The 13,425-nt window shown below is 73.6% G+C and carries 9 protein-coding genes; 8 read left to right on the top strand and 1 reads right to left on the bottom strand.

What is annotated here, in order from left to right:
• Positions 1-32: 32 nt before the first annotated feature.
• From trpC to ACFPBZ_RS13125, 6 genes are all read left to right on the top strand, one after another.
• Positions 33-842, top strand: coding sequence for an indole-3-glycerol phosphate synthase TrpC (trpC, locus tag ACFPBZ_RS13100; protein ID WP_378036490.1), 810 nt, complete (start codon positions 33-35; stop codon positions 840-842).
• Positions 842-2,149 carry a tryptophan synthase subunit beta gene (gene trpB, locus ACFPBZ_RS13105; RefSeq protein ID WP_378036524.1) on the top strand — a complete coding sequence of 436 codons (1,308 nt, stop codon included), beginning with the start codon at positions 842-844 and terminating at the stop codon, positions 2,147-2,149. Before trpC ends, trpB begins: the two co-directional genes overlap by 1 nt.
• A gap of 35 nt (positions 2,150-2,184) precedes the next feature.
• Positions 2,185-2,976: a tryptophan synthase subunit alpha gene (trpA, locus tag ACFPBZ_RS13110; protein WP_378036525.1), complete on the top strand. Its 792-nt coding sequence runs from the start codon at positions 2,185-2,187 to the stop codon at positions 2,974-2,976.
• A 70-nt stretch (positions 2,977-3,046) separates the two neighbouring features.
• The gene (lgt, locus tag ACFPBZ_RS13115; RefSeq protein WP_378036526.1) at positions 3,047-4,129 is read left to right on the top strand and encodes a prolipoprotein diacylglyceryl transferase; all 1,083 of its coding nucleotides are present in this window, start codon (positions 3,047-3,049) and stop codon (positions 4,127-4,129) included.
• 182 nt (positions 4,130-4,311) lie between these two features.
• Positions 4,312-8,916, top strand: coding sequence for a glutamate synthase large subunit (gltB, locus tag ACFPBZ_RS13120; protein WP_378036491.1), 4,605 nt, complete (start codon positions 4,312-4,314; stop codon positions 8,914-8,916).
• A complete protein-coding gene (locus tag ACFPBZ_RS13125) occupies positions 8,909-10,420 on the top strand; it encodes a glutamate synthase subunit beta (RefSeq protein WP_378036492.1) in 1,512 nt (503 codons plus the stop codon). Before gltB ends, ACFPBZ_RS13125 begins: the two co-directional genes overlap by 8 nt.
• A gap of 58 nt (positions 10,421-10,478) precedes the next feature.
• Here ACFPBZ_RS13125 and ACFPBZ_RS13130 read toward each other — a convergent pair whose 3' ends face one another.
• Positions 10,479-11,279, bottom strand: coding sequence for a peptidylprolyl isomerase (locus tag ACFPBZ_RS13130; RefSeq protein WP_378036493.1), 801 nt, complete (start codon positions 11,277-11,279; stop codon positions 10,479-10,481).
• A 105-nt stretch (positions 11,280-11,384) separates the two neighbouring features.
• On the opposite strand from ACFPBZ_RS13130, the gene ACFPBZ_RS13135 reads away from it, so the two are divergent.
• Positions 11,385-12,077 (top strand): MBL fold metallo-hydrolase, encoded by a 693-nt coding sequence (locus ACFPBZ_RS13135; protein WP_378036494.1) that lies wholly within the window; start codon positions 11,385-11,387, stop codon positions 12,075-12,077.
• A 14-nt stretch (positions 12,078-12,091) separates the two neighbouring features.
• A complete protein-coding gene (gene hisS, locus ACFPBZ_RS13140) occupies positions 12,092-13,360 on the top strand; it encodes a histidine--tRNA ligase (protein WP_378036495.1) in 1,269 nt (422 codons plus the stop codon).
• Positions 13,361-13,425 lie beyond the last annotated feature (65 nt).

A 13,425-nucleotide genomic window follows, 5' to 3' on the forward strand; every position in this document is an offset into this window, starting at 1 on the left:
AGGACAGCCCAGAGGATGGGGGCAGCACCCGCGTGAGCGTCCTGGAGCAGATCCTCGAGGGGGTCCGGGCCGACCTCGCCGCCCGCGAGGCGGCCGTACCCTTCGACGAGGTCAAGGCCGCCGCCGCCGCCGCGGCACCGCCCCGCGACGCGCTCGCCGCCCTGCAGGGTCAGGGGATCGGCGTGATCGCCGAGGTCAAGCGGGCCTCGCCCTCGCGGGGGCACATGGTCGACATCCCCGACCCCGGCAAGCTCGCCCGGCAGTACGTCGAGGGCGGCGCCCGGGTGATCAGCGTGCTGACCGAGCAGCGCTACTTCGAGGGGTCGCTCACCGACCTCGACGAGGTCCGCGCGGCGGTCGACATCCCCGTCCTGCGCAAGGACTTCGTCGTCGGCACCTACCAGGTCCACGAGGCCCGGGCCCACGGCGCCGACCTGGTGCTGCTGATGTGCTCGGTGCTCGAGCAGAACGCCCTCGACGCGCTCGTCGACCGCGTGCACTCCCTGGGCATGACCGCCCTCGTCGAGATCCACGACGAGGAGGAGGCCGACATGGCCCTGCGGGCCGGCGCGAAGCTCGTCGGGATCAACGCCCGCGACCTCACCACGCTCGACGTCGACCGCAACGTCTTCAGCCGCCTCGCCCCGGGTCTGCCCGGTGAGGTGCTGCGGGTGGCCGAGTCGGGCGTGCGCGGTCCCGGCGACCTCATGACCTACGCCGGCTACGGCGCCGACGCGGTGCTCGTCGGCGAGTCGATGGCCACGGCCGAGGACCCCCGCGCGGCGGTCCGCCAGCTCGTCACCGCCGGGTCGCACCCCGCGTGCCCGAAGCCGGCGCGCTGATGACCGCGCAGCACCAGCACCAGCAGCTGCCCACGGCCGGGGACGGCCTGGCCGACCACGGCCACGAGCCCGACGCCGGCGGCCACTTCGGCCGCTTCGGCGGGCGCTACATGCCCGAGGCGCTCATCGCCGCGGTCGACGAGGTCGCGGCCGCCTACGACAAGGCCCGGCACGACCCGGAGTTCCTCGCCGAGCTCGACCGCCTGCAGCGCGACTACGCGGGCCGCCCGTCGCCCGTCACCGACGCGCGCCGGCTCTCCGAGCACGCGGGCGGGGCGCGGATCCTGCTCAAGCGCGAGGACCTCAACCACACCGGCTCGCACAAGATCAACAACGTGCTCGGCCAGGCGCTGCTCACCAAGCGCATGGGCAAGACCCGCGTGATCGCCGAGACCGGGGCGGGCCAGCACGGCGTCGCCACCGCGACGGCGGCGGCCCTGATGGGCCTCGAGTGCATGGTCTACATGGGCGAGGTCGACACCGAGCGGCAGGCCCTCAACGTCGCGCGCATGCGGCTGCTCGGTGCCGAGGTGGTGCCCGTGACCACCGGCTCGCGCACCCTCAAGGACGCGCTGAACGAGGCCTACCGCGACTGGGTGGCCTCGGTGGAGAACACCCACTACGTCCTCGGGACCGCCGCCGGCCCGCACCCGTTCCCGATGATGGTGCGCGACTTCCACCGCGTCATCGGGCTCGAGGCCCGCGCCCAGGTGCTGGAGGCCTACGGGCAGCTGCCCGACGCGGTCCTCGCGTGCGTGGGCGGCGGCTCCAACGCGATCGGCATCTTCCACCCGTTCCTCGACGACGAGGGCGTGCGGCTCGTCGGCTGCGAGGCCGCGGGCGACGGCGTGGGCACCGGACGCCACGCCGCCTCGATCAGCGGCGGCAGCATCGGCGCCCTCCACGGCGCCATGACCTACGTGCTGCAGGACGACGACGGGCAGACCGTCGAGTCGCACTCGATCTCGGCGGGGCTCGACTACCCCGGGGTCGGGCCGGAGCACTCGTACCTGTCGGAGATCGGGCGCGCCGAGTACGTGCCGGTCACCGACACCGAGGCCATGGACGCCTTCCGGCTGCTGTGCCGCACCGAGGGGATCATCCCGGCGATCGAGACGGCCCACGCGATCGCCGGTGCGCTGCGCCTCGGCCGCGAACTGGGGCCCGGCGCCACGCTGCTGGTCAACCTCTCCGGCCGCGGCGACAAGGACGTCGACACCGCCGCCCGCTGGTTCGAGGTGGTCGACCCGGCGTCGCTGCCCACCGAGGAGCCGGTGCCCGGCGGCGCGGGGGAGCGGGAGCTGTGACCGAGGCCCCCGTCGGGACCGCGCAGGGCACCGGCATCACCCGGCTCGACGAGGTCTTCACCACCGCCCGCGCCGAGTCGCGCGCCGCGCTGATCGCCTACCTGCCCACCGGCTACCCCACGGTGCCCGGCTCGAGGGGTCTGCTCACCCAGGCCCTCGACGCCGGCGCCGACCTCGTCGAGGTCGGCCTGCCCTACTCCGACCCCGTGCTCGACGGCCCCGTGATCCAGCACGCGGTCGACGTCGCCCTGCGCGGCGGGGTCCGCGTGCGCGACACCCTCGACCTCGTCGAGTCGCTCGCGTCGCGCGGGGGCCGGGCCGTCGTCATGACCTACTGGAACCCCGTGCTCCGCTATGGGGTCGACGCCTTCGCGCGCGACCTCGCCGCTGCCGGCGGGCTCGGCGTCATCACCCCCGACCTCGTCCCCGACGAGGCCGCGGACTGGCTCGACGCCGCCGAGCGGCACGCGATCGCGCCGATCTTCCTGGTGGCGCCCTCGTCGACCGAGCAGCGGATCGCCTCCACCGCGGCCGCCACCCGCGGGTTCCTCTACGTGGCCTCGACCATGGGCGTCACCGGCGCCCGCGACGCCGTCGCCACCAGCGCCCCGGCCCTGATCGAGCGCACCCGCCGGCACACCGACCTGCCCCTCGGGGTCGGCCTGGGCGTGCGGTCGGGCGCGCAGGCGGGGGAGGTCGCGCAGTACGCCGACGGGGTGATCGTCGGGTCGGCGCTGGTGTCGGCCGCCGAGCACGGGCGGGCCGCCGTCGCGCGGCTGACCAGCGAGCTCGCCGCGGGCGTGCGCGGGAACCACACCGGCCGCTGACCGCGGCCCCACCTCACCGACCGTGTCGGGGGGGACCGATAGCGTGAGCGGCGTGCTCGCGTCGCTGCCGATGACCATCCCCAGTCCGCCCCAGGGCGTCTGGTACCTCGGTCCCGTCCCGCTGCGCGCGTACGCGCTGTGCATCATCGCCGGCATCGTCGTCGCCGTGTGGCTGACCGAGCGGCGCTTCGTCGCCCGCGGCGGCGCCCCCGGGTTCGTCATCGACGTGGCGGTCTGGGCCGTGCCGTTCGGCCTGGTCGGCGGGCGGCTCTACCACCTCGCGACCGACTGGCGCACCTACTTCGGCCCGGGCGGCGACCCGATGGCGGCCCTGTACGTCTGGAACGGCGGGCTCGGCATCTGGGGGGCCATCGCGCTCGGCGGCGTCGGGGCGTGGATCGCCTGCCGCCGCCGCGGCGTCCCGCTCGGCGCCTTCGCCGACGCGGCCGCCCCGGGCATCGTGCTCGCCCAGGCGATCGGCCGGCTGGGCAACTACTTCAACCAGGAGCTCTACGGCTCGGCCACCACGGCGCCGTGGGGGCTGGAGATCTACCGGCGGATCGACCCGGCGACGGGGGCGGTCGACAACCTCGCCGGGGTCGCGGTCGACCGGACGCCCGTCGAGATCGTGCAGCCGACCTTCCTCTACGAGCTCGTCTGGAACGTCCTCGTCGCGCTGCTGGTGATCTGGGCCGACCGCCGGTTCCGGCTCGCCCACGGCCGCGCGTTCGCCCTCTACGTCGCGGGCTACACCGCGGGCCGGTTCGTCATCGAGCTCCTGCGCACCGACCCCGCCACCCGGGTGTTCGGCGACGTGCGGATCAACGTGGTCGTCGCCGCCGTGGTGTTCCTCGGCGCGGTCGCCTACCTGCTCCTCGTGCGCGGCCCGCGGGAGGACCTGTCCGCCTCGATGGTGGGGCCGGATGCCGGTTCGCCGTCCGGCACCCGGGGTACGCCCGGTCCCATGACCGCGGACGAGAAGGACGAACGCCAGGACGACGCCGACGCGGCGCGCGACAAGCGCGAGGCGGCTTCGGCCACCGACCGCGACCCCACGCACGGTTCGGCGGAGCCCTCCGGGGTCGACTCCGAGCCCGAGGGCACGCAGTCCGAGGAGGACACGTCCGCCGCGCCGCCCTCCTCCGCGCACTGAGCCCCACGGCCCCGGCCGCCACGCTCTTCCACACCGCCGCCGGCCCCTCGCCGGGCTAGACTCACGCCGGGCCATCGTCGTCCCGGAGACCACCACCTTCCGGTTCGCGACGACCGAGGGCCCCGCGGCGTCCCGTCCAGGACGCGACCGGGCTCCTCCCTTCCCACGAGGAGGCCCGTTCAGTGCTGTTCTCGACCAACCCGGGGCCCCAGGGCCTCTACGACCCCGCGAACGAGCACGACGCCTGTGGCGTCGGTGCCGTCGCCGACACCCGAGGGCGACGCAGCCACGGCATCGTGGCCGACGCCCTGCAGGTGCTCCACAACCTCGACCACCGGGGCGCCGCGGGCAGCGAGCCGACCAGCGGTGACGGCGCGGGCATCCTGCTGCAGGTGCCCGACGAGCTGCTGCGGGCCACCGTCGGCTTCGAGCTCCCGGAGCCCCGGAGCAGCGCCGACGGCGGCCAGGACGAGTACGCCTACGCGTGCGGGATGATCTTCCTGCCCGCCGACCCCGACGCGGGGGACAAGGCGGTCTCGCTGCTCGAGCGGATCACCGCCGAGGAGGGCCTCGAGGTCCTCGGCTGGCGCGAGCTGCCGATCGACCCCGACGGCGCCGACGTCGGGTCGGTCGCGCGCAGCGTCATGCCGCGCTTCGCCCAGGTCCTCGTCGCCCACCCGCAGCGGGAGCTGGCCGGGATCGCGCTCGACCGCATCGCCTACCTCGTGCGCAAGCGCGCCGAGCGGGAGTCGGCCGAGCAGGACTGCGGGCTCTACGTCGCCTCGCTCTCGAGCCGCACGGTGACCTACAAGGGCATGCTGACCACCGACCAGCTGCCGCAGTTCTTCCCCGACCTGCGCGACGAGCGCCTCACCAGCGCGATCGCCGTCGTGCACAGCCGGTTCTCGACGAACACGTTCCCCAGCTGGCCGCTCGCGCACCCGTACCGGGCGATGGCCCACAACGGCGAGATCAACACGATCAAGGGCAACCGCAACCGCATGCGGGCCCGCGAGGCGCTGCTGGGCACCGACCTGTTCCCCGGCGACATCCAGCGCGCGATGCCGGTGTGCCCGCCCGCGACGTCCGACTCGGCGAGCTTCGACGAGGTCCTCGAGCTGCTCTGCCTCGGCGGCCGCAGCCTGCCGCACGCCGTGATGATGATGATGCCCGAGGCGTGGGAGAACCACGCCGAGATGCCCGCCGACCAGCGGGCCTTCTACCAGTTCCACGCGAGCCTCATGGAGCCGTGGGACGGGCCGGCCGCGGTCGTGTTCACCGACGGCACGCTGATGGGCGCGACCCTCGACCGCAACGGCCTGCGCCCCGCCCGCTGGTGGCAGCTCGCCGACGACCGCGTGGTCCTCGCGAGCGAGTCCGGCGTGCTCGACGTCGACCCCGCCCAGGTGGTCGCGAAGGGCCGGCTGCGCCCCGGCCGGATGTTCCTCGTGGACACCCGGGGCGCGGGGATCGTCGACGACGACGCCTACAAGTCCGAACTAGCGGCCGAGGAGCCCTACGGCGAGTGGCTGCACGCCGGGCTGGTCCGGCTCGACGACCTCCCGGCCCGCGACCACGTCGTGCACACCCACGAGTCGGTGCTGCGCCGTCAGCAGACGTTCGGCTACACCGAGGAGGAGATGCGCATCCTCCTGGCGCCGATGGCCACCACGGGCGCCGAGCCGCTCGGCTCGATGGGCACCGACACCCCCACCGCGGCGCTGTCCCAGCGGGCGCGGCTGCTCTACGACTACTTCGTCCAGCTGTTCGCCCAGGTGACCAACCCGCCGCTCGACGCCATCCGCGAGGAGCTCGTCACCTGCATGGCGCGGGCGATCGGCCCGGAGCAGAACCTGTTCCACCCGGGCCCGGCGAGCTGCCGCCAGGTCGTCCTGCCCAACCCCGTCATCGACAACGACGAGCTCGCGAAGCTCATCCACATCAACGACGACGGCGACATGCCGGGCTTCGCCGCCACGGTGCTCTCGGGGCTCTACGAGGTCGACGGCGGCGAGGCCGCGCTGCGCGACGCCCTCGAGCGCATCCGCCACGAGGCGAGCAACGCGATCGCCGACGGCAAGCGGATCCTGGTGCTCTCCGACCGCGACTCCGACGCCCGGTACGCCCCGATCCCGGCGCTGCTGCTGGTCTCGGCGGTGCACCACCACCTCGTCGGGACCCGCGAGCGCACCCAGGTCGCGCTGGTCGTCGAGTCGGGCGACGCCCGCGAGGTGCACCACATGGCGCTGCTGCTCTCCTTCGGGGCGGCCGCGATCAACCCCTACCTCGCGTTCGAGTCGATCGAGGACCGGATCACCTCCGGCGAGCTGCCCGACCTCGAGGTCGACCAGGCGATCCGGAACTACGTCAAGGCGTGCGTCAAGGGCGTCCTGAAGGTGATGTCCAAGATGGGCATCTCGACGGTCTCGGGCTACACCGCCGCCCAGGTGTTCGAGGCGGTGGGGCTCTCCCAGGAGTTCCTGGCCGAGTACTTCTCGGGCACCTCCTCGAAGCTCGGCGGCGGCGGGCTCGACGTCGTGGCCGCCGAGGTGGCCGCGCGGCACCGGTCGGCCTACCCGTCGAACCCCACCGAGCGGGCGCACCGCACCCTCGACGTCGGCGGCGAGTACGCCTACCGGCGCGAGGGCGAGCAGCACCTGTTCACCCCGGAGACGGTGTTCCTGCTGCAGCACTCCACGCGCACCAAGCAGGCGGACGTCTTCCGGAAGTACACCGCCGAGGTCGACCGCATCACGCGGTCCGGCGGCCAGCTGCGCGGCCTGTTCCGGCTGCGCTACGAGGACCGCACCCCGATCGACATCGACGAGGTGGAGCCGGCCACCGAGATCGTCAAGCGCTTCGCCACCGGCGCGATGAGTTACGGCTCGATCTCCGGCGAGGCCCACACCGACCTCGCGATCGCCATGAACAACATCGGCGGCAAGTCGAACACCGGCGAGGGCGGGGAGGACCCGGTCCGTCTCTACGACCCGTCGAAGCGCTCGGCGATCAAGCAGGTCGCCTCCGGGCGGTTCGGTGTGACCAGCGAGTACCTCGTGAACGCCGAGGACCTCCAGATCAAGATGGCCCAGGGCGCGAAGCCCGGCGAGGGCGGCCAGCTCGCGGGCAAGAAGGTCTACCCGTGGATCGCCGAGGTCCGGTACTCGACGCCGGGCGTGGGCCTGATCTCGCCGCCCCCGCACCACGACATCTACTCGATCGAGGACCTCAAGCAGCTCATCCACGACCTGAAGAACGCCAACGACGCCGCCCGGATCCACGTGAAGCTGGTCAGCTCGGTGGGCGTCGGGACGGTCGCCGCGGGCGTGTCGAAGGCCCACGCCGACGTCGTGCTGATCTCCGGCTGGGACGGCGGCACCGGCGCGGCGCCGCTGACGAGCCTCAAGCACGCCGGGGCGCCGTGGGAGGTCGGGCTGGCCGACACCCAGCAGACCCTCATGCTCAACGGGCTGCGCGACCGCATCTCGGTGCAGGTCGACGGGGCCATGAAGACCGGCTACGACGTCATGGTCGGGATGCTGCTGGGCGCCGAGGAGTACGGCTTCTCCACCGCCCCGCTGGTGGTCAACGGCTGCATCATGATGCGCGTCTGCCACCTCGACACCTGCCCCGTGGGCGTCGCGACCCAGAACCCGGAGCTGCGCAAGCGGTACACGGGCAAGCCGGAGTTCGTCGAGAACTTCTTCTGGTTCATCGCCGAGGAGGTCCGCGAGTACCTCGCCCGGCTCGGGTTCCGGACGATCGACGAGGCCGTCGGCCACTCCGAGCTGATCGACGCCGCCGAGGCCGTCGACAACTGGAAGGCGGCGGGCATCGACCTGACCCCGCTGTTCACGGTGCCCGACGTGCCCGAGGGCGCGTCCACCGACCGGCGCCGGACCAAGGGGCAGGACCACGGGCTCGACAAGGCGCTCGACCGCACGCTCATCCAGCTCGCCGAGGGAGCGCTGGCCGACGCCCTCCCGGTGCGCCTCGAGATGCCGGTGCGCAACGTCAACCGCACGGTCGGCACGCTGCTCGGCGCCGAGGTCACCCGCCGCTACGGCAAGCACGGTCTGCCCGACGACACGATCCACGTCGAGTTCGCGGGCTCGGCCGGGCAGTCGTTCGGCGCGTTCCTGCCCCAGGGCGTCACGCTCGACCTGGTCGGCGACGCCAACGACTACGTCGCCAAGGGCCTCTCCGGGGGACGAGTGATCGTCCGGCCGCCCGAGGGCGCGCAGTTCACCGGTACCCCCGGCTCGCCGGACGACCCCGACGAGCTGCACACCATCGCCGGGAACGTCATCGCCTACGGCGCGACCTCGGGCGAGGTGTTCCTGCGGGGGCAGGTGGGCGAGCGGTTCTGCGTGCGCAACTCCGGGGCGCTCGCCGTCGTCGAGGGCGTCGGCGACCACGCCTGCGAGTACATGACGCAGGGCCGGGTGGTGATCCTCGGGTCCACCGGGCGCAACCTCGGGGCCGGCATGTCGGGCGGCATCGCCTTCGTCCACGACCTGCCGGAGATCCGGGTCAACCAGGAGATGGTCGACCTGCTCGAGGTCACCGGCGACGACGACGAGTGGCTGCGGCACGTCGTCGAGCGCCACCTCGAGTACACGGGGTCGCCCAAGGCGGCCCGCCTGCTCGACGACTGGGAGAACCAGGTCGGGCACTTCACCAAGGTCATGCCGAGCGACTACCAGCGCGTGCTCGACGCCGAGCAGCGTGCCGCGACCGAGGGTCGCGACCCGAACGAGGTCATCATGGAGGTGGCGGGTGGCTGACCCGCGCGGGTTCCTCAAGTACTCCCGGGAGGACAACCCCAAGCGTCCGGTCGAGGAGCGGCGGACCGACTGGCACGAGCTCTACGCCGACGTCACCGACCCGGTGGTCGAGGCCGAGACCCGCAACCAGGCGGCGCGCTGCATGGACTGCGGCATCCCGTTCTGCCACTCGGGCACCGCGGGCTGTCCCCTGGGCAACCTCATCCCCGAGTGGAACGACCTCGTCCGCCGCGACGAGTGGGGTCGGGCGAGCGACCGTCTGCACGCCACGAACAACTTCCCCGAGTTCACCGGCGCGCTCTGCCCGGCGCCGTGCCAGGAGGCGTGCGTCCTGTCGATCACGTCGCAGCCCGGCTCGGTGACGATCAAGCGCGTCGAGTGGTCGATCGCCGAGGTGGCCTGGCGCGACGGGCACGTCGCGCCGCAGCCGGCCACCGAGCCGTCGGGCAAGCGGGTGGCCGTCGTGGGCTCGGGCCCCGCCGGGCTCGCGGCCGCGCAGCAGCTCACCCGGGCCGGGCACGACGTCACGGTGTACGAGCGCGACGACCGCCCCGGCGGCCTCATGCGCTACGGCATCCCCGAGTTCAAGTTCGAGAAGTGGGAGCTCGACCGCCGCCTCGAGCAGATGCGGGCCGAGGGCACGCGCTTCGTCGTGAACTGCGAGGTCGGGGGCCCGGACGGGCTGCCCGTGGAGCGGCTGCGGGCCGAGCACGACGCCGTGGTGCTCGCGGTCGGCGCACTGGAGAGCCGCGACGACCGGACCCTTGAGGGCCGCGACCTCGAGGGCATCCACCTCGCCATGGAGTACCTCGTCCCGGCCAACCGCGAGTGCGAGGGCGACGGCCCGTCGCCGATCAACGCGCGCGGCAAGAACGTCGTCATCATCGGCGGCGGCGACACCGGCGCCGACTGCTACGGCACCGCGACCCGCCAGGGTGCGATCGGCGTCCACCAGCTCGACCAGTACCCGCCGCCGCCGATGTCGCGCGACACCACGTCGTCGCCGTGGCCGACCTGGCCCTACCAGTTCCGCACCCCGCCGGCCCTCGAGGAGGGCGGGCAGCGGCTGTTCGCCACGGCCGTGAAGCGCTTCGTCGGCGACGAGCGCGGGCACGTCCGCGCGGTCGAGCTCTCGACGGTCGAGGTGCGCCGCAACGACGAGGGGCAGCGCGAGGTGATCCCGACCTCCGAGGAGGTCCACACCGTGCCGGCCGACCTGGTGCTGTTCTCGATCGGCTTCACCGGGCCCGACCAGATGGCTCTCATCCCCGGGCTGGAGATCGAGCGGACGCCCAAGGGCACCATCGGCTGCGGCTCGGACTGGCAGACCGACGCCCCCGGGGTGTTCGTCTGCGGCGACGCCCACCGCGGCGCGTCGCTCATTGTCTGGGCGATCGCCGAGGGGCGCTCGGCCGCGGCGGCGGTGGACGGGTTCCTCGCCGGCGACGGCCGGACCGACCTGCCCTCGCCGGTGCACCCGGGAGCATTGCCGTTGAGCGCGTAGGTGCTGCGCCTGTGAGCACTGATCCGTGTCCAGGCACGGATCAGTGCTCACAGGAGCGTCAGCTCACCCGGGCCTGCTGGATCTGCACCGGGATGGTCGGCTTCCCGCCGCCGGCGGAGTTCGAGTTGTCGTCCCCTCCCGCGGCCACGCGGTCGAGCACCGCGAGCCCCTCGGGGGCGATCCGGCCGATCACGGTGTACTCCGGCGGCAGCGCCGAGTCGCCGTAGACCAGGAAGAACTGGCTGCCGGTGCTGGCGGGCTGCGATGCCTTGGCCATCGCGACGAGACCGCGGCTGTAGTTCGAGGCGCCCTGGCCCAGCGGCGACGGGGCGAGGTTCGTCGGGGGCTCCTCGGCGAAGCGGTAGCCGGGCCCGCCCGAGCCGGTGCCGGTCGGGTCGCCGCACTGGAGGACCTGCAGGCCCTGGCCGGTGACGAGCCGCGGGCACGGGGTGTCGTCGTAGAACCCCTGCTGGGCCAGCGACGTGACCGCGTTGACCGCGCACGGCGCCTGCGCCCGGTCGAGGGTCAGCGGGATCGCGCCCTGCGACGTCTGCAGGGTCAGCCCGACGACGCCCGTGCGCTCCGGGTCGGGGTTCGGCGCCTGCACGGGGCGTGAGGCCTGGCCGTCGGGCGTGTAGGTGCACGCTCCCGCAGCGGCGGCCGCCGGGGCCGCGGTGGCGCTGTCGGACGGCCGGGTCACCAGGTAGATCGCCACCCCGGCGGCGAGGACGGCCACCACGGCGCCGATCGCGATGATCGTCAGCCGCTGCCGCCGACGGCGCGCCCGTTCGGCCCGGCGCTCGATCTGTCGCTCCAGCTTGCGCTTGGCGGCCCTGCGGCGCTGCTCGTTGGTCGGCACGGCGGCATCCTAGGAAGTGGGCCCGGTGTGAGTTCGGGCAGGTCAGGGGACGCGGCGCCCGGCCGACTAGGGTGGTGCGCAGTCGTACCGAGGAGGACTGAGGACGTGCTGGTCGCCGGGTTCCCGGCCGGGAGTTTCCAGACCAACTGCTTCGTGGTGGCGCCCGACGAGGGCGGGCCCTGCGTGGTGGTCGACCCGGGGCAGGACGCCGAGGAGCCCCTGCGCAAGGTCCTGGCCGAGCGCCGGCTCACCCCGGTCGCGGTGGTGCTGACCCACGGCCACCTCGACCACATGTGGTCGGTGACGCCGGTGTGCGACGGCGACGACATCCCCGCCTACATCCACCCCGAGGACCGCTCCATGCTCGCCGACCCGCTCTCCGGGGTCGGCCCGATGGGCGCGCAGCTCGCGGCGATGTACCCGGGGCTGGAGTTCCGCGAGCCGCGCAGGGTCGAGACGCTGGCCGACGGCGCCACCCTCGACCTGGCCGGGATCACCCTCACCGTCGACCACACCCCGGGGCACACCCGGGGCTCGGTGGTCTTCCGCAGCGCGACCGAGGACGGCTCGCCGTTCGTGCTCGCCGGCGACACGCTGTTCCAGGGGAGCATCGGGCGCACCGACCTCCCCGGCGGCTCGATGGCGGAGATGATGACGAGCCTGCGCACCAAGCTCCTCACGCTGCCCGACGAGACCGCGGTGCTGCCCGGGCACGGGCAGCCGACCACGATCGGCGACGAACGGCACACCAACCCGTACCTGCAGGGCTCGCCGAACGCGCCCGGCCGGAACCTCTAGGGAGCGGTCTTCCAGTGGTAGAAATCCCGCAGGGCGGCTTCAGCGCGCCCAAGGGCGTTCCCGAGTACGTCGGGCCCGACTTCGTCGCGGTGCGCGACGCCCTGGTCCGGGAGGCCGACCGCGCCGGGTACGGCCACCTCGAGCTGCCGGTCTTCGAGGACACCGCGCTCTACGCCCGCGGCGTCGGCGAGTCGACCGACGTCGTCTCCAAGGAGATGTATTCGTTCGCCGACCGCGGCGGCCGCAGCGTCACCCTGCGCCCCGAGGGCACCGCGGGCGTCGTCCGCAGCGTCATCGAGCACGGCATGGACCGCGGCGGGCTGCCGGTCAAGCTGCGCTACGCCGGGCCGTTCTTCCGCTACGAGCGCCCCCAGGCCGGGCGCTACCGCCAGCTCCAGCAGGTCGGCATCGAGGCGATCGGGGTCGACGACCCGGCGCTCGACGCCGAGGTCCTCGCCGTGGCCGACGCCGGGTTCCGGGCGCTCGGGCTCACCGGGTACCGCCTGGAGCTGACGAGCCTGGGCGACGCCGAGACCCGCCCCGCCTACCGGGCGGAGCTGCAACGGTTCCTCGAGACGTGCGACCTCGACGAGGCGACCCGCGAGCGCGCCCGCATCAACCCGCTGCGCGTGCTCGACGACAAGCGCCCCGAGGTCCGCGAGCAGCTCGCCGACGCGCCGCTCATGGTCGACCACCTCTCGGACGCGGCGGCCGCCCACCACGCCAAGGTCAAGCAGTACCTCGACGAGCTGGGCGTCGCCTTCGTCGAGAACCCCCGCATGGTCCGGGGGCTCGACTACTACACGAAGACCACCTTCGAGTTCGTGCACGACGGGCTCGGCTCGCAGTCGGGCATCGGCGGCGGCGGGCGCTACGACGGGCTGATGGCCGAGCTCGGCGGGCAGGAGCTCTCCGGGGTCGGCTTCGGCATCGGGGTCGACCGCACCCTGCTGGCCTGCCGCGCCGAGGGGCTCGAGGTGGCGCCGGCCCGCCGGGTGGAGGTGTTCGGGGTGCCGCTGGGGGAGGCCGCGAAGGACCACCTCGTCGGGCTCGTCGGGCAGCTGCGCCGCGCCGGGATCCGGGCCGACCTCGCCTACGGCGGGCGCGGGCTCAAGGGGTCGATGAAGGCGGCCGACCGCTCCGGGGCGCGTTACGCCCTGGTGCTGGGCGACCGCGACCTCGAGGCCGGGACCATCCAGATCAAGGACCTCGGCGACGGGACGCAGACCGAGGTGGCGCTCGCCGACGCGGCCGCGGCGGTCGACCGGGCGCTCGAGGGCTGAGCCCGCGGACCGGACGACCGGCCCGTCGGTCACCGGAGAACGTGACGACCGGGCCGTTCGTCCGT

Origin of the sequence: Actinomycetospora atypica (assembly GCF_042653685.1) — a bacterium.
GTDB lineage: Bacteria > Actinomycetota > Actinomycetes > Mycobacteriales > Pseudonocardiaceae > Actinomycetospora > Actinomycetospora atypica.

Coding starts and splice junctions, on each gene's coding strand:
- trpB (WP_378036524.1), top strand. CDS start 842: ATGACCGCGCAGCACCAGCACCAGCAGCTGCCCACGGCCGGGGACGGC.
- lgt (WP_378036526.1), top strand. CDS start 3,047: ATGACCATCCCCAGTCCGCCCCAGGGCGTCTGGTACCTCGGTCCCGTC.